The following is a 25,523-nucleotide window of genomic DNA, read 5'->3' as shown; positions in this document are numbered from 1 at the left end:
CCGGAGGAGATCCATCGTGGACGCACTGACCGAGCGAATGCGGGCGTTCATCGGCGCGCACGTCGTGCCCGCCGAGAAGTCCCTGATGGCAGGCGACGCCGCGGCCCTGCGCCGGGCTCAGGAGCGGGCCCGGGCCGCCGGGCTGTGGGGGTTACCACTCCCGGTCGCCCTGGGCGGGCAGGGGATGGCGCTCGCGGACTACGCCGACGTGGCCATCGTGGAGGGACACAGCGACGCGGGGCCGGCCGTCTGCGGCTCGGATCTCCTCCTCGACACCACCATGCTGGACCGGTACGGCAGCCCGGCCATCCGGGAACGGTACGTGCGGGCGATGGTCGCCGGAGACGCGTCACCGAGCTTCGCCATGACCGAGCCCGGACAGGCCGGCTCCGATCCGTCCGGGCTGACCACCACCGCCGTCCGCGACGGGGACGCGTACGTGCTGACCGGGCGCAAGTGGTTCACCAGCAGGGCCACGCACGCCGCCTTCACCACCGTGGCCTGCCGCACCGAGGACGGCGGCATCTCGCTGATCGTCGTGCCGGCCGGCGCCGGGGGCCTGCGGATCGTCCGGGAGGTGCCGGTCCTCGGCGCCGGTGGACAGTACGAGCTGGCGCTCGACGGCGTCCGCGTGGGCGCCGAACAGTTGCTCGGTGCTCCGGGCGAGGGCCTGGCCATCGCCGGTGAACGGCTGGCGCTCGGCCGCACTCTGCGCTGCCTGCGCTGGCTAGGGCAGGCCCGGCGGGCCTTCGACCTGATGGTGGCGCGGATGCGCGGCCGCGTCGTGCGCGGGCGGCCGCTGGCCGATCGCGAGCTGCTGCATCAGTACGTCTTCGACAGCCACGCCGAGCTCGCCGCCGCCGAGGCCCTCACCCGCGCCGCCGTCGCCGCCCTGACCGAGGGCACCGGGGTCAAGAACGCCGTCGCCACGGCGAAGGTGGTCACCGCCCGGGCCTACGGAACCGTCGTCGACCGGGCGATCCAGGTGTACGGCGCCGAGGGCCTCACCGACGACACGCCGCTGGCCATGTTGCACCGCGGTGCGCGCGCGGCCCGCATCCTCGACGGACCCGACGAGTCGCACATCTCCGCCGTGGCGCGCCGCCTGCTCACCAGCCCCGCGGCAGCCGTCCCGTCCTGACCGCGATCGCCGCGGTCAGGAAGTAGGTGCCCCAGATCAGCTCGTGCGCGCACGCCACCCCGGCGGCGAGGTCGTAGCAGCCGCCGGTCAGCACGCCGTCCGGGCGGAGATGGCCGGCGACGACGGTGTCGATGATCGCCCCGGCGGCCGCGTGGTCGCCGAGCGTCCACAGCCCGGCGGCGGCGATCACCGCGGCCGATGTATCGACGGAAGCGGCCGTGCCGAACGCCGCGGGCGGCACCCCGTGCCCGGCCAGGCTCAGCCAGCGCTCGGCGACCCGCTCGGCGACGGCCCGGTGCCGGCCGCCGAGCCGGTCGGCCGCGACGGCGAGGCCCAGCACGCCCCAGGCCTGGCCGCGGGACCAGAGCCCGTCGACCGCCGGGGGCGCCGACCCGGTCAGGTCCGCGTGCGGCCGGACCTCGCCCCGGTCGTCGACGAGCAGCGGCACGAGGGCGTCCACGTGGCGCACGGCGGCCGCGTGCCGGCCCGTCTCCTCCAGCAGGGCCACGACGGCGGCGAGCGCGTCCACCCCGGCGCGCGCCGCCCCCGCGCGCCCGAAGGCCGTACCGACCGGGATGAGGCCGGAGCCGGGCAGGGCCGAGGCGGCCACCGCCCGGGCGCCGGCGGCGGCGATCTCGCCCGCCTCGGCCTCGCCGCACCAGCGGTGGCCGAGCCCGGCGCCGTACCAGAACGTCATCGCCCGCGTGTCCGTGTCGTCCGCGGCGCGGGGCGGCAGCCGGGCCGTCCAGCGCCGGGCGATCTCGAGGTCCCGCGGCCGGCCGAGCGCCGCGGCGCGCAGCCACAGCAGCCCGGCCCAGAACCCGCCGGTCCAGGAGCCGCGCCGGGTCGTCGTCCAGCCCTCGTCCCCCGCGTGGAGCGGGAAGCGGTCGCCCACCGCGGCCTCGATCGCCGCCGTCCGGGCCTGGAGCGCGTCCCAGGCCCACGCCGCTGTCACGCGGGAACCGCACGGCGGTCGCTCACCCGCAGCGCAACTCCCGCGGAGGCGAGGAACACCGCCGCGACGGCGAGCCACGCCGGGCCGTAGCCGCCGGCGTCGGCGAGCAGGCCGAACAGCGTCGGGCCGAGCACGAACCCCGTGAAGAACCCCAGCGACACCAGGCCGGACGCGTGCCCCGTGGCGCCGCCCCGGCGTACCACCGCGAGCATCGACACCGCGTTCGCCGCCGTCGCCGACCCGCCGACGCCCACCGTGCCGAGCCAGATCAGCGGGGTCCAGACCGGCGCCGCCAGGCACACCAGAACCGCGAACCCGGCCGCCGCCAGCGACAGCCAACGCAGTGCCGCCGTCACGTCGGCCATCCCGTCCGCCACCCGGGCCCAGCCGATCCGGGCCACCAGGCCGGAGACGCCGAAGACGGCCAGCACGGCCCCGGCGGCCCCGGCGCCGAGGCTCAGCCCCTGAGCGGCGTAGAGCGGAAGATAGGTGTTGACCGCGGCCAGGCCCGTACCGAGCAGCAGCGAGTAGCCCATCAGCCGGGCCAGCCACGGCGACGGCCTGGACCACCGCCACCACGAGCCGCCGCCGGCGGGGCGCTTGTCGCGCGGCACCAGCCACATCACCGTGATCAGCAGACCCAGCGGCACGACCGCCGACCAGCGCAGCGCGGCCTGCCAGCCCACGGCGGCGCCGAGCACCGGCAGCACGACACCGGCGGCGAACGCCGCGAGCTGCACGCCGGACTGCTTGATCCCGATCGCGGTGCCGCGGTGCGGCCCGGGCACCACGGCCGCGACCAGCACGTTGGTCGCGGGATTGGCCAGCGCCTGCGCCATGCCCGCGACGGCCAGGGCCGCCAGCAGCCAGGCGTACCCCGGCGCGAAGGAGGCCGCGACCAGCGCCACGGCGACCGCCGCCGCCAGCACGAGCAACGACCGGCGCGGGCCGGCCAGGTCGACGACGCGGCCGGCGACCAGCGACACCGCGGCCGCGACGGCGAACGTCGTCGTGATCAACAGGCCGACGGCCGCACGGTCCAGGCGCAGGTCGTCGGCGAACAGCGGCGCGAGGGCGCTCGTCGCGTACAGCACGAGCATCGAGGCGGCCATCGCCGCAGTCGCCACCACGGTGCCTGCCGAACCCCGGCTTCCGGTCATTCCGGTCCTCCCTCCGACCCCCAACCAGCAGTCGTTCGGGTACGCCGGAAAGTTCCGCCCGGACCGATCGTCAAGTACCGCGGTCCGGTGCCGAAGGACAGCCGACGGAATCAGGGCCGAGCCGCCAGGAGGCGCTTGCAATGTCGCTCACCAGTCGTCTGTCGGTGTCGGGGGTGGCGGCCCTGATGATCACCGGGACGCTCTTCGCGCCGGCCCCGGCCGCCTCGGCGGCACCGGCGGCCCCTCGCGTGGCGGCGGCAGCCGCCGGCGACGTGACGAGCCCGGAGGAGGCCGCGCGGGTCGACCGCGTGCCGGTGTCGGAGCCGGCCTGGTACAACTGCTACGGCGTCGGCCAGTGCGCCACGGTCGCGGTGCCGTTGGACTACGACGACCCCACCGGTCCCACGGTGGAGATCGCCCTGCTGCGGGTGAAGGCCCGCAAGCCGCAGAGCCGGATCGGCAGCCTCTTCGTCAACCCCGGCGGCCCCGGCGGATCCGGCACCGCCATGGCGGCGGCGTCGTCGATGTTCCTCGGGGACAGCATCCTCGACCGGTTCGACATCGTCGGGTTCGACCCTCGCGGCATCGGCTTCAGCGACACCGTCGCCTGCTTCCCCTCCACGCGCGCGCAGAGCATCGTGATGGCGAAGATGAGGATGCTCTTCCCGTACGGCACGCTGCAGGAGGGCGCCTTCGTCAAGTCCGTCCAGTCGATCGGCCGGGGCTGCTCCACCACCGGGGCGACGCTGGCCGGGGCGATGTCCACCGCCGAGGTGGCCCGCGACATGGACGTGCTGCGCCGCTCGGTCGGCGACACCAAGCTGACCTTCCTGGGCTTCAGCTACGGCACGGCGCTCGGGCAGTACTACGCCAACATGTTCCCCGACCGGGTCCGCGCCCTCGCCCTCGACGGCGTCATCGACCCCGTCTCCTGGACCGGCACGCCCGAGACGCAGGACAAGCTCCTGGACGACCGGCTGCGTTCCGCGGACGGCGCCTACCGGGCGTTGATCAAGCTGCTCGGGCGCTGCGACCGGGTCGGTGCCCGGGGCTGCGAGTTCTCGGCGGGCGATCCCGTGAAGCACTTCGCCGCCATCGCCCGCAAGCTGCGGGCGAAGCCGCTGGTCCTCAGGTACGACGGCGGCAGCCTCAAGGTCACCTACGCCGACTTCATCAGCCTGGTGCTGAGTAGCCTCTACAGCCCGTACGCCGGTGAGATGGTCACCGGGATCGCGGCCTCCGTGGAGACCCTGTTGGCCGCGCCGGGGCAGGTCAGCGCGAAGCAACGCGCGCTGGCGCGGGAGGCCGTCCGGGACCGGATGGACCGGCTGCGGTCCCCGAAGCGGGACTTCCCGTACGACAACACCGCCGAGGCGTTCGCCGGCGTGATGTGCACCGACGCCCGGCACCCGGCCGACGCCGCGCGATGGCCGGTCCTGACCGCCCGCGCCGACGTCCGCGCGCCGTACTTCGGCCGGGCCTGGGGCTGGGGCAGCGCCGCCTGCGCCGAGGACACCTGGACCGTCCGCGACGAGGACGCGTACCTGGGCCCGTTCGACCGCAAGACCGCCGCGCCGGTGCTGTTCGTCGGCAACTACTGGGACCCCGCGACCAACTACCGCGAGGCGGTGTCGGCGTCGCGGCGGCTGCCCGGCAGCCGGCTGCTGTCCAGCGACAACTGGGGCCACACCGCCTACGGCACCTCGACCTGCGTCACCCGCGCCGTCGACACCTACCTGCTGAATGGCACCTTGCCCGCGGCCGGCACGCTGTGCCGCTCGTCGATGCAGCCCTTCGGGCGTAACACCAAGGGCGCGGTGGAGACCTCGACCACCATCCGGGTGGCGGCCGCCTCGACTGCGGGGGAGACCAAGTCCCTGCCGCCGGTCGCGGGCCTCTATCCGGCCTCGGTGCTCCCCATGAACGGCCGCTGACCGCCCTGTCGGTGCCATCCATCCGCCTCATCGACGCGGATGGATGGTACGGTGCGACGGAATGTCATTTTTGGCATACGGTCCGTAACACATGGTCCCTAGGGTGGGCATCTCGGTGTCCGAACACCGTCACAGGGGATCGGAGGGGTTGCAGCTGTTCGATGATTCTGCTGAGACGGAGCCGTACGAAGCCTACGTATTCACCGACGAAACCTACGACAACCTGCTCACCGCCCGGATGAGCCCGTTGTCGGTGATGGAGGTGCTGCACGCTCACGGGGTGGTACGCCGCCACATCGGGTCGGCCATGCAAGTCGCCGGGCAGGATCGCAAGGGAGACTGGCTCGTCGTGGCACTCATCGAGGACAGCGATGACGTCTACACCGTCGCCTCGGCCCGGTACCTGGACGATGAGGAGATCGAGGCGATCGCCCGGATCAAGGGGGACTGATGAGCAGATTCGAGGACGCGGCGGCGTCCCTGAACGACCGGGACTGGAGCACGGCACACCGGGACAACGGCCACCGTCCCGCCGCCGTCGTGCATGCGGTCTCGATGTCGTATGAGATCACCGAGCGCCTGGTCACCCTGGCGCAGAGCCGGGGCATCAGCCCCAACGAGGTGATCCGCGAGGTCGTCGAGGACTACTTGGACAACGACGCCGACGAGCTGATCACCATCCGGCGTGCCGACCTGCATCGGGCCATCGACATCGCGGTGAAGAACGCCACCTAGAAAGGCCTCCCGTACCGGGATCGTATTTCGGGCCGACCGGCCGAACCGAGCGCGTACCCCCCTTCAGGGGCGCAGCACGGTGATCGACGAGTCGGCTCCGGCGGACCTCCACGCCACGATCACCAGCATGCCGTCCCGCTCGAAGACCTGCGACGTGTCGCCCTCCGCGGCGACCGACCGCGGCCCCTCGGCGACCACCGTGGCCTTGCCGGTGTCCGCCGCCAGGCGCACCAGCTGTGGCCGGCTCGATCGGCGGTTGGGATGCCACAGGAGCAGGCCCGTGTCGTCCGCGCGGATGATGGCGGGCCGCCCGTCGCCGTCGTCGCTGGACACCCATCGGAGCTTGCCGGTGCCGAGGTCGACGGCGGCCACCCTCTCCTTCGACGGCCCCGCCCCGGACTCGACCCTGGCCGGCAGGTAGACGGTGCCGGCATGGAGGGCGTACGGACGGATCTCCAGGCCGCGTACGGACAGCGTCTCGTTGATCGAGGTGGTCGCCAGCTCGGCGCCGTCGATCTTCTCGGCGAAGCGCCCGGTCACCGTGCCGCGGTCGTCGAACACGAGGTACTCCTCGACGCCGATGCCGGGACCGGTGATCATGGGCTTCGCCGACAGCAGATAGCCCGGCGCCTGCTGCGACTTCGGCAGCGCCTTGTCCACACGGGTCTTGCCGCTCGCCGGGTCGAGCGTCAGGATGCGCCCGCCGCCGAGGGCGCAGCCGACCACGATCGCCACCACGGTCTCCGTGGCGCGCACGTCGTTGAAAGAGCAGTCGCCTGCCGTGCGCTGCCACTTCTGCCGACCGTCGGAGACACCGTATGCGAGCACCCGCCCGGCGGTGTGGACCACGACGACGCCCTTCGACGCGAACAGGCGCGGCGCGATGATCATGGAGGGCCGGTCGCTCTTCTCCGCCGGCACCTTGACCCGCCAGGTCAGCTTGCCGCTCCTGGCGTCCAGGCCGGCGACGGTGTCGCAGGTCCCCTTCGTCCCGAAGGCGACCGCACCCCGGCCGTCGCTCAGGAACTGGGTCGCCGCGCACAGGCTCGTGCCCTCCGGGGCGGGGACGCCCCAGGCGCGCCCCCCGTCGGCGAGCCGGTAGCCGATCACGCCGTCCCCCTGGGCGCGGGCGACGGTGTCCCCCAGCAGCCAGGCGCCGAGCGTGTTGAAGTCGTCGAAGTCGCCCTTGTCGTCCGGGTAGGGCGCGGTCCAGGCGACCCGGAGGCCGCCGGTGGACTCACCGTCGCTGACGACGGCCTGGTAGACCGCCCAGCCGGTGCCGGTGCCGATGGCCAGCAGCACGACCAGGGCGAGCGACACGAGGAGAGCGCCGGGCCGCCACGCCGGTGGGGACGCGGGCGCGGGCGCGGGCATCGCACCCGGCGGGGGAGCGTACGGCCCGGCCCACCCGGCCGGCGGACCGGGCGGCGACGGCTGCGGGGAAGGGGTGGTCATCCGGTCGCCTCCGCTGGTCATCGCGCCTGGGCGCGCACGAACTGCGCCCAACCCTGCTCGAACTGCTCCTTGCTCTGGCCCGTCGCCTCGGTGATCGCCTCGGCGTCGCTCTTGCCCCGGTAGTGGGCGGCGACGAGCTTGAACACGGCCGGCTCGCCGTACTGCCGGGCGGTGTACTCCATCGCCATGTGCCCGAGCCAGTAGCCGAAGTTCACCTGGGCGAGCGAGCCTTGGTAGATGTCGCCGACCGGGAGCCGGGCGGTGAAGCCGCCCGCCGCGATCTGCGCGCGGGCGGCGCTGATCTTCTGACTGGGCCCGTCGACGCCGCGGTAGGCCATGTAGTCGGCGAAGCCCTCGCGAATCCAGCCGTCGCGGTCCTGGAACAGCTTCGCGGCGTCCAAGGGGGTGACCATCGAGTGGGCGAGCTCGTGCCGGAAGATCTCCCGGGGTCCGCTGCTGCCGCCGGTGGTGAAGAACGACGACTGGATGTCCACCACGATCCGCGACCCTCCGAACGCGACCGGGTCGTCCGGAGTGAACCGGCCGCCGCTCATGGTGATGGAGACCCCGGCCTCGAACACCTTCTCCCTGGTGTCACGGAACAGGGTCCCCAGCTGCTTCTTACCCTTGACCAGTGCGATCAGATAACCCGTGGGAATCTCCCCGGCGACCCCGCCGGCCTTCCAGGCGGCGAGGTTGTCGGCCACGGCACGCTCGGCGATCGGGGCGTACTGTCGCGCGCTGCCGGCCGCCGCGGGTTCGGCCAGCACGATGGTGTGGGCCGTGCGCACCATGGCGATGTCGTCCCACTTGTCCCACGGCGCCGGATAGTTGACTGTCTTCGAATCGCCGTACGCCGAGGCGGGGGCCCCGGTGACGCCCTTGATCACGAGCCGGGCGTTCCGGTCCGCCTTCGTGACGGTCCAGCGGTACCACTCCGCGACCGGCCGCAGATCGATGTCCTTGATCTGGTGGACGAACGCCACGTCGAGGTCGAACCGCACCCCCCGGCCGAAGCCGTCGGCCGCCCGGCCGTCCTGCCCGACGGTCTTGAAGCCCACCTCGCTGAAGGGCATCTTCTGGAGGTTCTTGAACAGCCGCGTCTGTCCGGCGATCAGCTTCTTGTCGCTGGGGTCGAAAGCCGCGAGGAACCGCTTGAGGTCCTTGGCCTTCAGGGCGTCGCTCTGAGCCTGGACGAGCTTGTCGGTCTCCTCGCGGGTGACCTGGACGAGATTGCCCTGATCCTTCGCCACCGGGACGGCGTCGTCCCGGCCGCCGTTGTGCACGACGCCCGCCACCAGGCCGACGCCGGCGCCCAGGGCCATCGTCACCAGGACGGCGACGAGCGACAAACCGATCCACCGGCCACGGCCCGACCGCGCGGGCGGCTGCGGTGGCATCCAGCCCGGGGCACCGAACGGCGGAGCCGGATACCCCGGCATCGGCTGGCCGGGGATCGGCTGCCCGGGAACCGGATACCCGGGGATCGGCTGCCCGGGAACCCGTTGGCCGGGAATCGGCTGCCCGGGAATCGGCTGCCCGGGAATCGGCTGCCCGGGAACCGGCTGCCCGGGAATCGGGTGCCCGGGAACCGGATGGCCGGGAACCGGATGGCCGGGGGCCGGGGGCCCGGAAGCCGGGTGGCCGGGTCCCGCCGGCTGGGCCGCCGCGGTTTCACCGTGGGGATGGTCCAAGGGGCCGGAACCATGGCTCATCGGGCACCTCGTGCGATAGGGGGTCGCTGGCATGCACGCGCACGACAGAGCTGCCGTCCCCGTGGCGGCAACATCATGAACGGTCGTGATCGCCGGGCCAAATTCAGGTGCAAAACGGGCCGGCCGGTCAGCCGGGTCCCTCAGCCGAGCGGATTCTCCGTGTCACGCAGGGTGTCCAAGGCCCGCGCGTACATCCGGGCCTTGATCGTGCCGAGCGTAGGGCCGGCCTTGCCCGCCAGCGTCTCGGCCAGGGCGATCGCCGTCGGACGCACCGCCTCCTCCTCGACCGCCTGGTCGACGATGCCGGCCGCGGCCGCGTCGGAGCCGCCGTAGCGGTGCGCGGTGGTCATCGCCCGGTGCGCGGCCTGCGGCGAGAGCCGCGACTGGATCAGAGCGGACATCCCGCGCGTGAACGGGATCTCGATGTCGGCCTCCGGCAGGCACCAGTAGCCGCGGTCCGCGCGCATCACCCGGAAATCGTGCGCCAGCGACAGCATCGCCCCGGCCGCGAAGGTGTGCCCTTGCAGCGCCGCCACGGTGATCACGGGCAGGGCGAGGACCCGGGCGAACAGTTCGTGGACGCTCGCCGCGTACTCCTGGAACTTGTCGGGGTGGGCGCCCAGCCACTCCAGGTCCAGCCCGTTGGACCAGATCTTGCCGGTGGCGACGGTGACCAGGGCGCACGGACTGCCGGCCTGCTCGACCTTGTCGAGGGCGGCGTGCACGCTCGCGATCCAGTCGGGGTGGAACCGGTTCTCCCCGTTCCCGAGGTCGAGAACGAAGACATCGTCGTGGCGGTCGAGAGCGGGCACGGCGGACTCCTCCTGGTCGGTGGCCGGCCGTATGTTACTTCCAAGTAACTTCGTCGCGCCAGTCAGATCCGGCGCAGCACCGAGACGACCCGGCCCAGCACCACCGCCCGGTCGCCGTCGATCGGCTCGTACGCCGGATTGCGCGGTTCGAGCAGGACGTGCCCGCCGCGGCGGCGGAAGACCTTGACGGTGGCCTCCTCGTCGATCATCGCGGCCACGATGTCGCCGTTGTACGCCTCGCCCTGGCGCCGCACCACCACGATGTCCCCGTCGCAGATCGCCGCGTCGACCATCGAGTCGCCCTGGACCCGCAGGCAGAACAGCTCGCCGCGGCCGACGAGGTCGCGGGGCAGCGTCAGCGTCTCCTCGGTGTACTCCTCCGCCAGCATGGGAGTGCCGGCGGCGATGGTGCCGACCAGCGGGACGCCCACGGTGTCGGCGGCCCGGGGAGCCGGCGGCTGGAGGAACATGCGGACGTCGACCGGGCGGGTCGCACTGCGGCCCCGGCGCAGGAAGTCGCGCTCCTCCAGGACGCGCAGGTGCCGGCTCACCGACGACGTCGACGCGAGCCCGACCGCGTCGCCGATCTCGCGGGTGGACGGCGGGTAGCCGTACCTGATCGCCCAGTCCCGGATGACGGTCAGAATCGCCCGCTGCCGCGGCGTCAGCGTGGACGTGTCGAGATCCTCGGCCAGTGACATCTGAAGATCTTGACTGATGCACGGCCTCCGCGCGGTCAGGCGCGCCCCAGCGACTCAGCCGAGGTGATCGACCAGCGCGCCCACCACGGCCGCCGTGCCCGCCGTGCCGCCGAGATCCCGGGTCCGGGTCGCCGGGTCGGCCAGGGACGCCTCGATCGCGGCCACGACGTCGGCCGCCGCCGCCGGATGGCCGAGGTGCTCCAGCATCAGCGCCGCCGACCAGACGGCCCCGACCGGGTTCGCGGCACCCTGGCCGGCGATGTCCGGCGCGGAGCCGTGCACCGGCTCGAACATCGACGGGTACGTGCGGGTGGGGTCGAGGTTGGCCGAGGGCGCGATGCCGATGCTCCCGGCGACCGCCGCGGCGAGGTCGCTGAGGATGTCGCCGAACAGGTTGGAGGCGACTATCACGTCGAAGCGCTGCGGATCGAGCACCAGCTTGGCGGCCAGGGCGTCGATGTGCTCGGCGTCCCAGCGCACCTCGGGGAACCGGGCGGCCCGCTCGGCGACCACCTCGTCCCAGAACGGCAGGGTGTGCATGATGCCGTTGGACTTCGTCGCCGAGGTGACGTACGAGCGCCGGCCCGCGGCCAGCGCGAACGCATGGTCGGCGATCCGGGTCACGCCGGCACGGGTGAACACCGATTCCTGGACCGCGAACTCGTCCGGGAAGCCGCGGTTCATCCGGCCGCCGATCTCGCTGTACTCGCCCTCGACGTTCTCGCGGACCACGACGAAGTCGACGCTGCCGGGCGCCGCGTGGCGCAGTGGGCTCGCCACGCCGTCGAAGACCCGGACCGGGCGCAGGTTGACGTACTGGCGGAAGGCCCGCCGGATGGGGATGAGCAGACCCCAGAGCGAGACGTGGTCGGGCACGCCGGGCCAGCCGACCGCGCCGAGCAGGATCGCATCGTACGGGCGCAGCACCGCGATGCCGTCCGGCGGCATCATCGCCCCCTGCTCCATGTGCCTGCGGCAGGACCAGTCGAACTCCTCGTAGGACAGCTCGAGCCGGTGCCGGTCGGCCACCGCGTCCAGCACGGCCCGGGCGGCGACGGTCACCTCCACGCCGATGCCGTCACCCGGGATCACCGCGATGCGCTGCGGTGCCATCAGCCACCCAGCCCGACCGCCGCCACCATGAGCGGCAGCAGGAGCAGGATGAGGATCGCGCCGAGGACGTCGAAGGAGACCCCGGAGCGGATCATCGTGGTGATCGGTACGACCCCGGAGCCGTACACGACAGCGTTCTGCGGCGTGGACACCGGCAGCATGAAGCCGAACGACGCGGCGAACGTCGCCGCGAGCGCGGGCACCAACGGATCGACGCCCGAGGCCACCGCGATGGGGATGATGATCGGTACCACCACCGCTGCCGACGCGGTGTTGCTCGTGGTCTCGGAGATGATGATCGCCAGCACCACCGCGAACGCCGTGATGGCGAACGTGCTGGACAGCCCCAGCGCGCCCGCGCTGCCTCCGCCGATGGTCTCGGCCAGGCCGGTCTTCGCCAGCAGCGAGCCGAAGATGATGCCGGTGCCGAACAGCAGGATGGTGCCCCAGTCGATGCGCGCCGCGTCGCTCCAGCTCAGCGTGAACTCGCGCGAGCGCCAGTCGGTGGGCAGCAGGAACAGCAGCGAGGCGCCGAGCACCGCCACGATGCCCTCGTTGAGCCGGTCGCTGATCGTCTCGTACGCCGCCGACTCGGCGCCCGCGATCAGCGCGACGATGCCGGGCAGGATCCACAGCGCGACGGTGACCACGAAGGCGATGAGCGTGTTGCGCTGGGCGCGGGTGAACGGGCCGAGCTCGGCGCGCGCCGCCGCCACGTACTGCTCGACGCCCTCGATCCGGCGGATCTCCGGCTTGTTCAGCAGCAGCAGGACCACCGCGAGCACGACGAACATGCCGAGGCAGATCGGTGCCGCGACGGCGGTCCACTGGGCGAACGGGATCCGCTCGCCGGTCGCCTCCTCGATCAGGCCACGGCCGATCAGGTTGGGCGGGGTGCCGACCGGGGTGAGCAGGCCGCCGACGCTGGCCCCGTACGCGAGCATCAGCATCAGCGCGGCACCCACCCGCAACCGGGTGGGGTCGAACCGCGCGGCCACCAGGCCGCGGTCCTGCATCAGCTTGGCGATGACGGACAGGATGCCGAGCGCGGTGGGCAGCAGCATCGCCACCGTGGCGGTGTTCGACACGAACGCGGACAGCGCGCAGGTGATGAGGCCGAACGCGACGATCACCCGGGCGGTGGACCGGCCGACGCCGGGCAGCGACAGGACGCGGAACGCGAACCGGCGGGCCACTCCGTGCTTGAGCATGGCCTGGGCGAGGATGAAGGCGCCGATGAACGTGAACACCGTGGACGAGCCGAACGGCGCCAGCACGTCGGCCGGCGGGGCCACGCCCAGCACCACGATCAGGCCGACGCCGATCAGGCCGCCCACCGGGATGGGGACGGGCTCGGTCACCCAGAGCACGATCACGCCGAGCAGCACGCCGGCGAGCGTCTGCTGGCTCGGTGGCAGGTCCAGCGGCAGGGCCAGGAAGACCAGCGTCACCACCGGCGCCAGGAGAAGACCGATGGTGCGCCGGCCGCGCTCGAAGCGCTCCTCGGCGGGGGACAGTTGCTGTTCGCCCAAGCTGCGGTACGTGCCGCCGCCGAGCAGCCGGCTCTCGACGTCGGTACGCGCGGTGTCGTCCGAAGTGGACATGCTCCCGCCCGCCTACGGCAGCGGCGGGATGCGCCGGCGCACGTCCTCCACGGTGGCCGGGCCGGGCTGCCACGCGGCCACCCAGGCGGCGTCGGACGGCGGCGCTATCACGCCCTCCTCGAGGAAGGCGTAGCGCCCGTCCAGCGCCCGTCGCGCCGCCTTCACGTCCAGCGCGTCGGTGTTGTCCCAGAGCGCGGCGAAGAGCGCCTCCGCCCGCAGCCGCGCCTGCCGGCAGAAGAGGTCGGCCAGCTCCATGCCTTCGGGGGCGTCCTGGCGCTGCGCACGGGCACGGACGCACACCGCGGACATCGCGAACAGCTCCGCACCGATGTCCACGATGCGGCCGAGGAAGCCCTGCTTGTGCTCGAGTCTGCCCTGCCAGCGCGACATCCCGTAGAACGTCGACCGGGCGAGCTTGCGGGAGGCCCGCTCGACGTACCGGAGGTGGTGGGCGAGCGGGCCGAACTCGGCGTACCCGCCTGGCACCTGGCCACGGCCGACGGCCAGGGTCGGCAGCCACCGCGCGTAGAAGGCGCCGGCACGTGCCCCCGCCCGGGCCTTGCGACCGAGCCCGGCCTCCGGGTCGATGATGTCGCCGGCGACCGCAAGATGGGCGTCGACCGCCTCGCGGGCGATGAGCAGATGCATGATCTCGGTGGAGCCCTCGAAGATCCGGTTGATCCGCAGGTCGCGCAGGAGCTGCTCGGCCTCGGACGCGCGCTCGCCGCGGGCGGCAAGCGAATCGGCGCGCTCGAAGCCGCGGCCGCCGCGGATCTGGACCAGTTCGTCGGCGATCCTCCAGGCCAGCTCGCTGGCGAAGAGCTTCACCAGCGCCGCCTCGATCCGGATGTCGTTGCGGTCGTCGTCGGCGATGACGCAGCAGAGGTCGAGCATCGACTCCATCGCGTACGTGGTCGCGGCGATGAAGGCGATCTTGCCGGCCACGGCCTCGTGCCGCCCGACCGGGCGGCCCCACTGCACCCGCTCGGCCGACCATTCGCGGGCGATGGCGAGCGAGCGCTTGCTCGCGGCCACGCACATGGCGGGTAGCGACAGTCGACCGGTGTTGAGCGTGGTCAGAGCGATCCGCAGGCCCTTGCCGAGACCACCGATCACATTCTCCGCGGGGACGAGCACGTCGTGGAAGCGGGTCACGCTGTTCTCCAGCCCCCGCAAGCCGAGGAACGAGTTGCGTCGTTCCACGGTGATGCCCGGCGTGTCGCCCTCCACCACGAACGCGGTGATGCCCTTGCCGGGAACCCGGGCCATGACGACCAGCAGGGTGGCGACCGTGCCGTTGGTGGCCCACAGCTTCACCCCGTTGAGCCGGTAGCCGCCCTCGACCGGCTCGGCGACGGTGCCCAGGCGCGCGGGGTCGGAGCCGACGTCCGGCTCGGTGAGCAGGAACGCGGACACCTCGCCGGCCGCCAGCCGGGGCAGGAACGCCTGCTTCTGCGCCGGAGTGCCGAAGATCTTGAGCGGCTGCGGGACGCCGATCGACTGGTGCGCGGAGAGCAGCGCGGAGACCGCGGGGCTCACCGAGGCGACCAGCGTGAGCGCCTTGCAGTAGTGCAGGTTCGTCAGGCCGAGGCCGCCGTATTCCTTGTCGATCTTCATGCCGAACGCGCCGAGCCGGGCGAGGCCGTGGAAGACCTCGTCCGGGATCCGGTCCTCGCGCTCGATGCGGGCACCGTCGACCTCGGTGCGCAGGTATTCCGCGAGCCGGCCGAGGAACTCGTCGGCGTCGGGGCGGGGCTCGGCGGCGGGCCAGGGATCGATCAGGTCGAGCGGGAAGCGGCCCAGGAAGAGCTCCCGGCCGAAACTGGGCTTCCGCCATTCGGACTCCCGGGCGGCCTCGGCGACCTGTCGTGCCTGCTGCTCGGAGACATGGCCCGGTGTGCGCTGCGTCGTGGTCACGGTTTTCCCCTTCGACCCGGTACGGCTCGCTAGGCGACACGCTACTCACGTCTGTTACCGAGCGGTAGCCCTGCGTGCAGCCTCCCGCGCCCGTCCCCGACCGCGATGGGACCCCGATCGCTCCCGAGGCGGGCTCAGGACGGCCGGGCGCGCGCCGATCGGTGAGCTTGCAGCAACGATCGAGCGGGTGGTGCATGAGCGAGAATGACGGGCGGGCGATCCCGGCCCTGGGCGGCGCGGGTGACGCGGGGTTCCAGGCGTTGGTCGAACTGTCCCCGGACATCATCTTCGTGATCTGTGATGGGTACCACGTCTTCGCGAACGCCCGCGGGCTCGCGTCGATGGGTGCCCGTACCGTGCAGGACCTGCAGGATCGTCCGGCGATCGAATTCATGCACCCGGACTACCGGAGCCCGGGAACCGAGCGGATGCGCTCGCTGACCGCCGACGGTGAACCGTTGCAGTACGTCGAGGAGAAGCTGGTCAGCCTCGACGGCAGGGTGATCGACATCGAGGCGGCGGGCACCCCGCTGGAGTTCGACGGGCGCCCGGCGGCGCTCATCGTCGCCCGCGACATCACCGCCCGCAAGCGCGCGGAGGCCGAGCTGGCGGCGGCTCAGGAGCGCTTCCACGCGGCGTTCCGGCACGCGCCCACCGGCATGGCGATCCTCGACGGCCAGGGTGCGGTCACGGAGGCGAACCCGGCGCTGGAGGAGCTGCTCGCCATACCGGCCGAGGAGATCGTCGGCAAGACGTACTGGCACTGGGTCGACGTGACGGACCGGCAGCTTGCCCGCGGCGCCTTCCGCGACCTGGCCCACAAGACGGTCGACTCCTGCCGCGGCGACGTGCGCTTCCGGCGGGCCGACGGCTCGAGCCGCTGGGTGCACGTCCGCATGGCCGCGCTCGCCGACAGCGGCGCGTTCGTGGCCCACCTGCACGACGTGACCGCCGCCAAGGCGGCCGAGCAGGAGCTCACCCAGCAGGCCCGGACGGATGCCCTCACCGAGCTGCCCAACCGGGCGGCCCTGCTGCACCACCTGGCCGACGCGCTGGCCATGCGCATGACCCAGGTGGCGGTGCTCTTCCTGGACCTGGACGGCTTCAAGCAGATCAACGACGAGTTCGGGCACGCGGCCGGCGACGAGCTGCTGCGGATGATGGGCCGGCGGCTGCGCGGCGCGATCCGGACCGAGGACATGATGGGCCGGCTCGGCGGCGACGAGTTCGTCGCGATCCTCACCGGCCCGGACTGCGAGCAGCGCGCCCGCGGCATGGCCGCCCGGATCCGCGGCGTGGTGCGGCAGCCCGTGCTGCTCGGCTGCGGCGTGGTGTGCGTCGGCGCGAGCGTCGGCGTGGCCGTGGGCAACGGCATGGACTACGAGGCGAAGGACCTGCTGGCCGCCGCCGACACCGCGATGTACCGGGCTAAGACCGCCCGGTACGCCGCGGCGACGCCGGCTACCGCCGGAACGGCCCGGTGACGCAGTACGTGATCCCGCCGGACGACAGCCCGCTGGTGCCCCGCTGCGAGGAGAAGTAGAGGCGGTCCCCGGCCGGGGTGAAGGCGGGACCGGTGATCTCGGAGCCGTTGTGGCCGGTCACCCGCAGGAACACCGAGACCTTGTCGTCGGGCGTGATCAGGCAGATGTCCATGGTGCCGCCGTCCTCGGCGACGTAGAGGTCGCCACCCGCGGTACCGGTGATGTTGTCCACGCCGGTCAGCGGCGCGGGGCCCGGGTTGACCAGGTCGTCGTCGTAGGCGAGCTCGTAGGTGCCCGCGGTCAGGTTGACCTGCCAGATCCGGTTGTCGCCCTTGGTGGTGAACCAGACCGTGTCGTCGGCGTAGTGGCAGCCCTCGCCGCCGTTGAACGTCTTCGCGCCGGAGACCTGGCGGCGGGTCGCCAGGGGTGATCCGTCGGGGTCGGGGACCCGGGCCCAGGTGAAGGTGCCCGAGGTGGCCGTGCCGGCCCGCATCACCTCCAGCGTGCCCGCGGACAGGTCTCCCCAGGTCGTCGGGACGAAGCGGTAGAACTTGCCGTCCGACTCGTCCTCGGTGAGGTAGATGACCTTCCGTACCGGGTCCGCGGCCGCGGCCTCGTGCTTGAAGCGTCCCATCGCGAGCCGGGCGACCGCCGCGCCGCCCAGGGGATAAGTCTCGTACACCCGGCCCCGCGACACCTCCTCGCAGGACAGCCAGGTGTTCCAGGGCGTCTTGCCGCCGGCACAGTTCACATTGGTGCCGGAGAGGATGCGGGACGCGCCGACGACCGCCCCGGACGAGGAGAACAGGATCCGCGAGGCGCCACCGCCGGCGAACGCGGTGACCTCGGAGTTCGAGACGTAGATCCACCCGGTGCCGTTCGCGAAGACCGCGCCGCCGTCGGGGGCGTCGTGCCACACATATGACGTTCCCGGCACCGTCTGCCGGGAGCGCGCGACGACCGTACTTGTGAACCCGGCCGGCAGTTGGATGCCGTTGGCGTCCGGGGGAAGAAGCGGGCCGTACGGCCCGACAGCATTCTGCGCCGGTGCCCCGTACGCCGCCGACCAGGCGGTGAACGGCAGAGCCACCGCTGCCGTACCCACCACGGTCGCTCGTAACATCGTGCGCCGATCCATGGAACCTCCTCGATGGTTGTTTCGGGAATGTAGCCTCCTGTTTCTTGACGGCGGCGAGGCGAAAAATGAACTTCTGGCACACGGTGCCTAATCACCTCGCCGGGGATGCGGGATGCCGCGTCTTGCCAACCGTGCCGGGGAGGGTGAATCTGAGGCTGTGCCGCCGTGCCTCGGGCGGCGGCGACGGCTGACCCTGCGACTCGCCAGGAGGCGACCATGGTCAAGACTCGGATAGTGGTCGGCGTCGACGGTTCCGCCGGCGCGGTCGCGGCGGTGCGGTGGGCCGCGGCCGAGACCCGGCTCCGCGGTGCCGACCTGCGCGTGGTGACCGCGCATCACCGGAAGTCCCCGACTGCCCGGTCCACGGCGGACGAGGAAGCGGCGGCCGGCATCCTGCACACCGCGGTGACCCAGGCCCGCGCGATCGCCCCCGACATCGAGGTCCGCGTCCTGGCGCTGCCCGGCTACGCGGTGCCGGTGCTGCTGCACGCCGCCGAGGAGGCCGCCCTCCTGGTCGTCGGCAGCCGGCCGGGCAGCGGTCTCCCCGGGCTCCCGCACGGATCGGTACGCACCCAGGTGGCCACCCGGGCCAAGGGCTCGGTGGTCGTCGTGCGCGGCCGCTCCGGCCCGGACGCCGGCCCGGTGGTCGTCGGTGTGGGCGAGGACGGCAGCATCGCCGCGCCGATCATCGGCCGGGCCTTCGAGGAGGCCGCACTGCGCGGCGCCCCGGTGCTGGCGGTCACCGCGCAGGACGGCGCCCGCCGGCCCGGCCCGTCCGCCGCGGAGACGCTGGGCGACGATCTCGACGACCTGCTCGACCCGTGGCGCCGGCGGTTCCCCGGCGTGCCGGCAGCCCGCGAGTTCACCGGCGGCGATCCCGGCAAGGTGCTGGTGGAACGCTCCCGGCAGGCCCGGCTAGTGGTGGTGGGGCCGCGCCGGCACGGCTTCGAGGGGGTCATGCTCGGCGCCGCCGGGACGCGGCTGCTGGAACGCGCCGACTGCCCGGTCCTGATCGCCCGCTGACGCCCGCCGCCGCGCGGCGTCAGATCGCATACGGCGACCGGAACAGCCGCTGCGGGTCGACGGCGGCCCGGATGCGGCGCAGCCGGGCAAGCTGTCCACCGTGGTAGAGGGGGAGCAGCGCCGGGTCCGGCTCGACGTAGTTGACGTAGCGACCGGCCGACCACCGCGCCATCGCGCGATGCCCTCCGTCGATCCACCGGTAGGCGTCCGCCACCGTCGCCGCGTCGGCGGTGGGGGAGTCGACGAGCCACTGCAGCATCGTGTACGCGCCCCGCCAGGCGAAGGCGGTGGCATCGGGCCTGACCCGCCCCAGCGCGCCGGTCATCCGCTTGAGCTTCGCCATCCCCGGACGGCGCTGCCGGGCACGACGCTCCACGGTGGCCAGCAGCGCCGCCACACCCGCAGCCGGCAGCACGCGCCGGAAGATCTCGCTGCCGACCAGCTCGGTGGACCGGGCCGCGCAGGACGCGGCGTCGGTGCAGCCCGCCCGGTCGTGCACCACCTGCAGGTAGGGGCGGCGGTGTAGCGCCGCGGACCGCGGCTCCCGCCCGATCGCCCGGACGATGGCCGCCACCTCGGCGTCCGCGTCGCCGTCGAGCACGACACCGGCGATGCGGACGGACAGCCGCCCGCGCGCGTCGGCGGCGAACTGGCACGACGACCAGGTCTCGTCCGGCGCGACCGCCAGCCGGGCCTGCCAGCCGGCGGCGGCCCGGGCGGCGTCGCTCCAGGGGTACGTGAGCACGAACCTGCCGACCGGCGTCGCCCGATGGGTGCGCATGCGCCAGGCGGTGACCACGCCGAACTGCCCGCCTCCGGCGCCGCGCAGGGCCCAGAAGAGGTCCGGTTCCCGGGTGGCGTCCACGGTGCGGCGCCGGCCGTCGGCGGTCACCACCTCCGCGGCGGTGACCACGTCGCAGGTCAGCCCGTACGCCGAGGCGGCCATGCCGATCCCGCCGCCGAGGGTGATGCCGCCGACGCCCACGCTGCCGCACGAGCCGGACGGGATCGCCACCCCGTACGCGCCGAGCCGGTTGTAGACGTCGATCAGCCGTGCGCCGCCGCCGATCGTGGCGCCGCGAGTCGCGGCGTCGTACGCCACGGCGTCGAGGCGGCGCAGGTCGAGGACGACTCCGGTCCGGGTGGTCGACGCGCCGACGTACGAGTGGCCACCGCCGCGGGGCACCACCGGCAGCCTCATCCGGCGCGCGAACCGCACGACCTCGGTGACGTCGGCGCCGGTCGCGCAGCGCACGACCGCGGGCGGGCGGACGCCGTCGAAGCGGGGATCGGCGAGGCGGCGGGCGGCCTCGTAGGAGCCCGTGCCGGGCAGCTCGACCGTGCCGTCGAGGGAGGCGTCCAGCGCCCGCCAGTCCGCGGGGGTCGGTCCCGTACGGCCCGCGGCCTTTCCGGCGGCCGTTCCTGCGGCCTTCTCAGCGGCTGTCGCCGAGGCCGGCAGGGCTGCGGCGGCGAGACCGGCGGCACCGGCTCGGATGATGGCGCGGCGTGACATCGGCATGGCGAAATCCTCGCATATAGGCCATACCACCCAAGAATGCTCCCCGTTTGCGTCCTCGGCGTGATCTCAGGACGTCAACGTCGGCAAGCGGCTCGGGTTCTCCTTCTGCTGTAACGCTGCGACACCCCGCCCGCCGGTGGTCCACCGGCGGGCGGTTCAGGCACCTCCCGGTGTCCGAACGGCCAGGTCGTGGTGTCAGTCTCCCGTCCCGATCTTTCGCCGGAGCTAAATCGCTCTATGGTGTGGCATATATCTGGAGCGGGGGCCATTGGGAAGAGAGCGTCATGGTGCCCTTGTCCGCCGCCGGCGCAGCGTTGCTGGATGAGATCGTCGAGATCGCGCTGATGCCGGGTGGCCCCACCGAGCGGGCCGAGGCGCTCGTGGAGCCGCTGCGGCGGATCACGCCGTGCGACGCCGTCCTCGTCACCGTCTTCGACCCGGAACGCCGGCTCCAGGCGCCGCTGCTGAGACACGGCTACAGCGCCGCGGTGTCCCAGGCCCTGGAGGCGCCGCAGTTCAGCGAGGACGTCGAGCGGGCCGGACTGCTGGGTCCGCGTCCGCCCGTACGGCTGTGCGACCTGCCCGTACCCGCCGAGACGCTGCCGACGTGGTCGCGATGCATGTATCCGGCGGGACTCCGCGAAGGCCTGGGCGCGGGCCTGTTCACCCGCGACGGCCGGTATCTCGGCGTCGCGGGCACCCAGAGCGCCGACCCGACACCGGCCACCGAGGAGGCGGTCGCCCTGCTGGACCACGCCGGGCCGTGGATAGCCCACGCGATCGACCCGCTGCGTACGGTCAGCGCCATCGCCGCGCTGGTCAGTGACGCGATCGCCGGAGTGGCCCTCACCCGGGCCGGCACCACGGCACCGCTGAGCGGCCTGCCCGGACACCCGCTGCTGCGCCTCGGCACCCCCCTGATCACGGCGGCAACCACCCCCGCGTCCGCCGAGAACCCTCTCGCCACCTTCCTGTGCCCGGCTGACGACAACACGGACGCCGAGACCGATCTGTTCCGGGTCAGCGTCCTCAACTGCCCCCCGGAGCCACCCGGCTATCTGCGCAAGGTCGTCCTGCTCTCCCCGGCGCCGTACCCGTACGGGCTGTGTCGCGAGGAGCTCGAGATCCTCGGCCTGCTGATCGAGGGATGGCCGCACATTCGGATCGCCGCGACCCTGGGCACCAGCACCCCCCTACTGGCGGACTGCATCCACAAGATCCAGACCAAGCTCCACGCCACCTCCCACCACCTGGCGGCGGCCCGAGCCCTGCGCCGAGGTCTCTACGTCCCGGCCGCCCTCATCACCCGGGCCCTCTCCGAACGCTGCTGACCAGCCCCGGGTAATGCCGCGGTGTCACATACGGGGGCTCGGCGGTGCTTCGAAGATATGGAGGAAGAAGCCGAGCTTGCCGGGCGCCGGGGTTCATCGCCGGCGGCGGTTCTGGCCGCGGGTGGTCGCGGTGGGGTGACCGGGCGGGCGCAACGGAAGGACGGCGGTGCCGTGACGACTCTGCCGCGGCCGGGGGGCTTCCGGGGTGATCTCGAGGTGGTCTTCCGCTCGGCCTATCCGCGGGTCGTGGGGGTCGCCGCCCGGGTGCTGGGATCGCGGGACGAGGCCGAGGACGTGGCTCAGGAGGTGTTCCTGAGTTTCGCCCGGTCGTCGGTGCCCGCGGGTGAGGCGATGGGGTGGCTCTCCGTCGCCGCGGCGCACACCGCGCTCAACCATCTCCGGTCCGGCCGCCGCCGCGCTGCTCGGGAAGAGTCCGCCGGGGTGGAGGACGTCGTCGCGGGGGACGTCGCCGACGCCGTGGTGACGCTCGACGAGCGCCGGCGGGTGCGGGCGGCGTTGGCGCGGTTGCCCCGCCGGCAGGCCATCGCCCTGGTGTTGCGGCACAGCGGCCTCAGTTATGCCGAGGTGGCGGCCGCTCTTGATCTTTCGTCCGGCAGCGTGGGCACCACCGTGCGGCGCGCCGAGTCCGCTCTACGCGAGGAGTTGATCCGTCATGCGTCATCCGACTGACGGCATCCTGCGCCGGCTCGTGGACGAGCCGGCAGGTGTCGCCCAGGCCGACCGCGAGCACGTGGCGGGCTGTCCGGCCTGCCTTGCCGGCCTGGCCGCCGCCCAGCAGGACGCGGCGGTCACCGGCGCGGCGCTGCACGTCGCGCCGGCCGTCGACGTCGACGCGGGGTGGGAGCGCCTGTCCCGGGCGGTCTCGGGGGAATCCCAGGCCGTCTCCGGCGAGGGAAGTCGGCGGGGACCCGCCACGGCCGCGGGCCGTCGCTGGCACACGGCGCTGCGTAGCCCGGTCATCGCCGTGGTGGGAGTCGTCGCGCTGCTGGCCGGGGCCGGGGCCGCGGCCGCCGCCGACTGGTTGCCGATCTTCCGTGCCGAGAAGATCGCTCCGGTCACCGCCCCCGAGGCCGACCTGGTGAAGCTGCCCGACCTGTCCGCCTTCGGCGAGGTGCAGGTGACCGAGAAGATCAGCCTCCGCGGGGTCGACGACGCCGCGGAGGCGGAGAAGATCACCGGATTGTCCGTCCCGCAGATGGGCGCGCTGCCCCGCGGCGTCTCGGGCGAACCGACGTACCGTGTCGGCGCCCGGGCCAACGCGGTGTTCACCTATTCCGCGGAGAAGGCCGCGCAGACCGCCGCGGCCGCGGGCCAGACGCTGCCGCCGCCTCCGGCCGGCCTCGACGGCACCCGGTTCCGGCTGTCCGCCGGTCCCGGGTACGCCGCGATCTGGTCGCAGGGCCGCCCCGTGCCGGCCCTGGTCGTGGCGCGCGCGGTCGCGCCGACCGCGTACTCCTCGGGCGTGCCGTTCGAGACGGCCCGCGACTATCTGCTCTCGCTGCCCCTGCTGCCGGAGAATGTCGCGTCGCAGTTGCGGACCTTCTCCGCAGACGGGACGACGCTGCCGCTGTTCATGGCGGTCGAGGAGATGACGAGTTCCACCGCCGACGTCAACGGGAGGCCGGCCACGGTGCTCGCCTCGCGCGACGGTGTGATGGCCGCCGTGGTCTGGGTGGACGACGGCGTCGTCACCGCGGTGGCCGGTTCGCTCAGCGCCGACGAGGTGCTGGGTGTGGCCCGGGGGATGCGGTGGAGCCGATGACGGGCCCCACCGCGCCCGCCGGGGCCTCGCCCTCCGGCGGCGCGTCCTCCCTCGACGCCGCGCGGCAGTTGCTCACCGAGCTGCCCCCGGCGCCGGCCGTGTGGTGCTCCGGCCTGCGCAAACGGTACCGGCGGCGGACCGCGGTCGACGGTGTCTCGTTCACCGTGGGCCGGGGTGAGGTGCTGGGTCTGCTCGGGCCCAACGGGGCGGGCAAGACCAGCGTCATCAAGATCCTGCTCGGTCTAGTCCGGCCCGACGCCGGGGAGGTGCTGCTGCTCGGCCGCCCGTCGGGCGAGCCGCAGGCCCGGGCCCGCGTCGGCTACCTGCCCGAGCTCTTCCGCTATCAGCCGTGGCTCACCGCCGCGGAGGTGCTGGCCCTGCACGTCCGGCTGTCGGGGGCCGCGGTGCCGGCCGCCGAACAGCGCGAGTGCCTGGGCACCGTCGGGCTGGCCGACCGCGCCGGGGACCGGGTCGGCGGCTTCTCCAAGGGCATGCAACAGCGCCTGGGGATGGCCGTCGCCCTGGTGGCTCGCCCGGAACTCGTCGTCCTCGACGAGCCGACCAGCGCCCTGGACCCGATCGGCCGGGCCGATGTGCGGGATCTGCTGCTCATGCTCAAGGCGCGTGGGGTGGCCGTGCTGCTCAATTCCCACCTCATCGGCGAAGTGGAGCGCGTCTGCGACCGGGTGGTGATCCTCGACAAGGGCCAGGTCGCCGCCTCCGGCACCCTCGAGGAACTGCTCGGCGGGCGGGAGCTGCGGCTGCGGCTCGGCGCGGTCAGCGCTGCGGCGGAGGCCAGGCTGGCGGCCGTCGGCAGGCTCACGCGCAGCGGTGACGCGTTCACCGTCGACCTGCCCGCCGAGCCGGATCACGCGACCGTGCCCGAGCTCGTGGCCGACCTCGTCGCCCTGGGCGTGCGCGTCCACGCGGTCGAGCCGGCGCGGATCAGCCTGGAGGAACGGCTGCTGGACATTCTTCGTACCGGTCCCAGCGAGGAGCACCGATGACCGTCCGTACAGTGTTCGCCGTCGCCGCCCTGACGTTGCAGGAGGCGGCCCGCCGACGGGTGCTGCGGTCGCTCGCCATCCTGACCGTGGTGCTGCTCTCGCTCAGCGCCTGGGGTTTCGCCCGGCTGGACGCGGAGTTCGGCGGGCTCACCTCGGGCGAGGCCAAGGTGGCCGGCTCCACGGTGCTGAACCTGGTGATGTTCGGCCTCAGCCTGATCGCGGCGCTCGGCACCGCGTTCCTCGCCGGGCCGACGGTGGCCGGAGAGATCGAGTCGGGGATCGCGCTGTCGGTCCTCGCGCGCCCGATCCGCCGTTCGGCGGTGCTGGTGGGCAAGTGGCTGGGACTGGTCGTCTTCGGCAGCGGTTTCGTGTGCGTGGCGGGGCTCGCCCAGTTCCTCATCGTCCGCACGACCGTCGGCTACTGGCCGCCGCATCCGGCGACGGGCCTGACCCTGCTCGCGGCCCAGACGACGGTGCTGCTCACCCTCGGCCTGCTGCTGTCGACCGCGATCTCGCCGATGGCGTCGGGCATCGTGGCGGTCGGACTCTTCGGCGCCACCTGGATCGCGGGCGTGGTCGGGTCGGTCGGCGACGCCCTCGGCAACCACAGCGTGGCCCAGGTCGGCACGGTGTCCCGCATGCTGCTGCCGACCGACGGCCTGTGGCGCGGTGCCATGAACTCATTCCAGGATCCGACGCTGCTCCTGCAGGTCGGCTCCGGTATCGAGGAGTCGCCGTTCCTGAGTATGGCCCCGCTCGCCGGCACCTATCTGGTGTGGACCGGCGTGTGGATCGCCCTCGTCCTGGGTCTGACGGCGTTCGCCTTCCAGCGACGAGACCTGTAAGCCGGCTTATTTACATACATAGGCGTTCATAACGTGTACGCCGGATTGACGGCCTTCGCGCGGATATGAACCGGCGCCTGAAAAAATTTTCTCAGATCTTTTTCAGCCGTCTTCATTCATCTGTCCTTCTTGGACTGTTAAGGACGGCCGT

22 protein-coding genes are annotated in these 25,523 nt (G+C 72.9%); 11 read left to right on the top strand and 11 right to left on the bottom strand.

Features of this window, described 5'->3' with window-relative positions:
• Positions 1–16 precede the first annotated feature (16 nt).
• Positions 17–1,141, top strand: coding sequence for an acyl-CoA dehydrogenase family protein (locus EDD30_RS08140; protein ID WP_211278067.1), 1,125 nt, complete (start codon positions 17–19; stop codon positions 1,139–1,141).
• On the opposite strand, the gene EDD30_RS08135 is transcribed toward EDD30_RS08140, so the two are convergent.
• Together EDD30_RS08135 and EDD30_RS08130 are read right to left on the bottom strand one after the other, a co-directional pair.
• The gene (locus EDD30_RS08135) at positions 1,110–2,096 is read right to left on the bottom strand and encodes a hypothetical protein (protein ID WP_071809893.1); all 987 of its coding nucleotides are present in this window, start codon (positions 2,094–2,096) and stop codon (positions 1,110–1,112) included. The genes EDD30_RS08140 and EDD30_RS08135 overlap by 32 nt on opposite strands.
• A complete protein-coding gene (locus EDD30_RS08130; protein WP_084557899.1) occupies positions 2,093–3,256 on the bottom strand; it encodes an MFS transporter in 1,164 nt (387 codons plus the stop codon). Before EDD30_RS08130 ends, EDD30_RS08135 begins: the two co-directional genes overlap by 4 nt.
• A 140-nt stretch (positions 3,257–3,396) precedes the next feature.
• On the opposite strand from EDD30_RS08130, the gene EDD30_RS08125 reads away from it, so the two are divergent.
• From EDD30_RS08125 to EDD30_RS08115, 3 genes are all read left to right on the top strand, one after another.
• A complete protein-coding gene (locus tag EDD30_RS08125) occupies positions 3,397–5,190 on the top strand; it encodes an alpha/beta hydrolase (RefSeq protein ID WP_123678175.1) in 1,794 nt (597 codons plus the stop codon).
• A gap of 103 nt (positions 5,191–5,293) precedes the next feature.
• Entirely contained in the window at positions 5,294–5,641 is a 348-nt protein-coding gene (locus EDD30_RS40455) for a hypothetical protein (RefSeq protein WP_244945163.1), read from the top strand.
• A complete protein-coding gene (locus EDD30_RS08115; protein WP_071806487.1) occupies positions 5,641–5,925 on the top strand; it encodes a hypothetical protein in 285 nt (94 codons plus the stop codon). The genes EDD30_RS40455 and EDD30_RS08115 overlap by 1 nt, the downstream gene beginning before the upstream one ends.
• Before the next feature lie 63 nt (positions 5,926–5,988).
• Here EDD30_RS08115 and EDD30_RS08110 read toward each other — a convergent pair whose 3' ends face one another.
• From EDD30_RS08110 to EDD30_RS08080, 7 genes are all read right to left on the bottom strand, one after another.
• Positions 5,989–7,380, bottom strand: coding sequence for an outer membrane protein assembly factor BamB family protein (locus EDD30_RS08110; protein WP_071806486.1), 1,392 nt, complete (start codon positions 7,378–7,380; stop codon positions 5,989–5,991).
• 17 nt (positions 7,381–7,397) lie between these two features.
• Positions 7,398–8,732, bottom strand: a complete 1,335-nt coding sequence (locus EDD30_RS08105) for a hypothetical protein (RefSeq protein WP_143162754.1) — start codon at positions 8,730–8,732, stop codon at positions 7,398–7,400.
• Positions 8,733–9,235: 503 nt separating this feature from the next.
• Complete coding sequence (locus EDD30_RS08100) at positions 9,236–9,907, bottom strand: enoyl-CoA hydratase-related protein (protein WP_071806484.1); 672 nt, start codon at positions 9,905–9,907, stop codon at positions 9,236–9,238.
• 62 nt (positions 9,908–9,969) lie between these two features.
• Entirely contained in the window at positions 9,970–10,608 is a 639-nt protein-coding gene (gene lexA / locus EDD30_RS08095; protein WP_123678173.1) for a transcriptional repressor LexA, read from the bottom strand.
• A gap of 54 nt (positions 10,609–10,662) precedes the next feature.
• A complete protein-coding gene (locus tag EDD30_RS08090; RefSeq protein ID WP_071806482.1) occupies positions 10,663–11,721 on the bottom strand; it encodes a tartrate dehydrogenase in 1,059 nt (352 codons plus the stop codon).
• A complete protein-coding gene (locus EDD30_RS08085) occupies positions 11,721–13,325 on the bottom strand; it encodes an SLC13 family permease (RefSeq protein ID WP_071806481.1) in 1,605 nt (534 codons plus the stop codon). The genes EDD30_RS08090 and EDD30_RS08085 overlap by 1 nt, the downstream gene beginning before the upstream one ends.
• A 12-nt stretch (positions 13,326–13,337) precedes the next feature.
• Positions 13,338–15,242: an acyl-CoA dehydrogenase family protein gene (locus EDD30_RS08080; RefSeq protein ID WP_071806480.1), complete on the bottom strand. Its 1,905-nt coding sequence runs from the start codon at positions 15,240–15,242 to the stop codon at positions 13,338–13,340.
• A gap of 194 nt (positions 15,243–15,436) precedes the next feature.
• Between EDD30_RS08080 and EDD30_RS08075 the strand changes: the two genes are divergently transcribed.
• Entirely contained in the window at positions 15,437–16,726 is a 1,290-nt protein-coding gene (locus EDD30_RS08075) for a GGDEF domain-containing protein (RefSeq protein WP_071806479.1), read from the top strand.
• Here the strand turns inward: EDD30_RS08075 and EDD30_RS08070 are convergent.
• Positions 16,704–17,864, bottom strand: a complete 1,161-nt coding sequence (locus EDD30_RS08070) for an alkaline phosphatase PhoX (RefSeq protein WP_071806478.1) — start codon at positions 17,862–17,864, stop codon at positions 16,704–16,706. The two genes, EDD30_RS08075 and EDD30_RS08070, sit on opposite strands and share 23 nt — an antisense overlap.
• Positions 17,865–18,080: 216 nt before the next feature.
• On the opposite strand from EDD30_RS08070, the gene EDD30_RS08065 reads away from it, so the two are divergent.
• Positions 18,081–18,887: a universal stress protein gene (locus tag EDD30_RS08065; RefSeq protein WP_071806477.1), complete on the top strand. Its 807-nt coding sequence runs from the start codon at positions 18,081–18,083 to the stop codon at positions 18,885–18,887.
• A gap of 19 nt (positions 18,888–18,906) precedes the next feature.
• Here EDD30_RS08065 and EDD30_RS08060 read toward each other — a convergent pair whose 3' ends face one another.
• Positions 18,907–20,406 (bottom strand): FAD-binding oxidoreductase, encoded by a 1,500-nt coding sequence (locus EDD30_RS08060; protein WP_071806476.1) that lies wholly within the window; start codon positions 20,404–20,406, stop codon positions 18,907–18,909.
• A 284-nt stretch (positions 20,407–20,690) separates the two neighbouring features.
• On the opposite strand from EDD30_RS08060, the gene EDD30_RS08055 reads away from it, so the two are divergent.
• From EDD30_RS08055 to EDD30_RS08035, 5 genes are all read left to right on the top strand, one after another.
• Entirely contained in the window at positions 20,691–21,737 is a 1,047-nt protein-coding gene (locus EDD30_RS08055; protein WP_071806475.1) for a hypothetical protein, read from the top strand.
• A gap of 171 nt (positions 21,738–21,908) precedes the next feature.
• Positions 21,909–22,427, top strand: coding sequence for a sigma-70 family RNA polymerase sigma factor (locus tag EDD30_RS08050; protein ID WP_244945162.1), 519 nt, complete (start codon positions 21,909–21,911; stop codon positions 22,425–22,427).
• A complete protein-coding gene (locus EDD30_RS08045; protein WP_071808066.1) occupies positions 22,411–23,520 on the top strand; it encodes a hypothetical protein in 1,110 nt (369 codons plus the stop codon). The genes EDD30_RS08050 and EDD30_RS08045 overlap by 17 nt, the downstream gene beginning before the upstream one ends.
• On the top strand, positions 23,517–24,527 hold the full coding sequence (locus tag EDD30_RS08040; protein ID WP_071808067.1) for an ABC transporter ATP-binding protein: 1,011 nt from the start codon (positions 23,517–23,519) through the stop codon (positions 24,525–24,527). Before EDD30_RS08045 ends, EDD30_RS08040 begins: the two co-directional genes overlap by 4 nt.
• The gene (locus EDD30_RS08035) at positions 24,524–25,372 is read left to right on the top strand and encodes an ABC transporter permease (RefSeq protein WP_071808065.1); all 849 of its coding nucleotides are present in this window, start codon (positions 24,524–24,526) and stop codon (positions 25,370–25,372) included. The genes EDD30_RS08040 and EDD30_RS08035 overlap by 4 nt, the downstream gene beginning before the upstream one ends.
• The last annotated feature ends 151 nt before the right edge of the window (positions 25,373–25,523 follow it).

The sequence above is a fragment of the Couchioplanes caeruleus genome, assembly GCF_003751945.1.
Lineage (GTDB): Bacteria > Actinomycetota > Actinomycetes > Mycobacteriales > Micromonosporaceae > Actinoplanes > Actinoplanes caeruleus.
This window is presented reverse-complemented; position numbering and strand designations above follow the sequence as displayed.

Coding starts and splice junctions, on each gene's coding strand:
- EDD30_RS08130 (WP_084557899.1), bottom strand. CDS start 3,256: ATGACCGGAAGCCGGGGTTCGGCAGGCACCGTGGTGGCGACTGCGGCG.
- EDD30_RS08125 (WP_123678175.1), top strand. CDS start 3,397: ATGTCGCTCACCAGTCGTCTGTCGGTGTCGGGGGTGGCGGCCCTGATG.
- EDD30_RS08115 (WP_071806487.1), top strand. CDS start 5,641: ATGAGCAGATTCGAGGACGCGGCGGCGTCCCTGAACGACCGGGACTGG.
- EDD30_RS08110 (WP_071806486.1), bottom strand. CDS start 7,380: ATGACCACCCCTTCCCCGCAGCCGTCGCCGCCCGGTCCGCCGGCCGGG.
- lexA (WP_123678173.1), bottom strand. CDS start 10,608: ATGTCACTGGCCGAGGATCTCGACACGTCCACGCTGACGCCGCGGCAG.
- EDD30_RS08090 (WP_071806482.1), bottom strand. CDS start 11,721: ATGGCACCGCAGCGCATCGCGGTGATCCCGGGTGACGGCATCGGCGTG.
- EDD30_RS08085 (WP_071806481.1), bottom strand. CDS start 13,325: ATGTCCACTTCGGACGACACCGCGCGTACCGACGTCGAGAGCCGGCTG.
- EDD30_RS08075 (WP_071806479.1), top strand. CDS start 15,437: ATGAGCGAGAATGACGGGCGGGCGATCCCGGCCCTGGGCGGCGCGGGT.
- EDD30_RS08070 (WP_071806478.1), bottom strand. CDS start 17,864: ATGGATCGGCGCACGATGTTACGAGCGACCGTGGTGGGTACGGCAGCG.
- EDD30_RS08065 (WP_071806477.1), top strand. CDS start 18,081: ATGGTCAAGACTCGGATAGTGGTCGGCGTCGACGGTTCCGCCGGCGCG.
- EDD30_RS08060 (WP_071806476.1), bottom strand. CDS start 20,406: ATGCCGATGTCACGCCGCGCCATCATCCGAGCCGGTGCCGCCGGTCTC.
- EDD30_RS08055 (WP_071806475.1), top strand. CDS start 20,691: ATGGTGCCCTTGTCCGCCGCCGGCGCAGCGTTGCTGGATGAGATCGTC.
- EDD30_RS08045 (WP_071808066.1), top strand. CDS start 22,411: ATGCGTCATCCGACTGACGGCATCCTGCGCCGGCTCGTGGACGAGCCG.
- EDD30_RS08040 (WP_071808067.1), top strand. CDS start 23,517: ATGACGGGCCCCACCGCGCCCGCCGGGGCCTCGCCCTCCGGCGGCGCG.
- EDD30_RS08035 (WP_071808065.1), top strand. CDS start 24,524: ATGACCGTCCGTACAGTGTTCGCCGTCGCCGCCCTGACGTTGCAGGAG.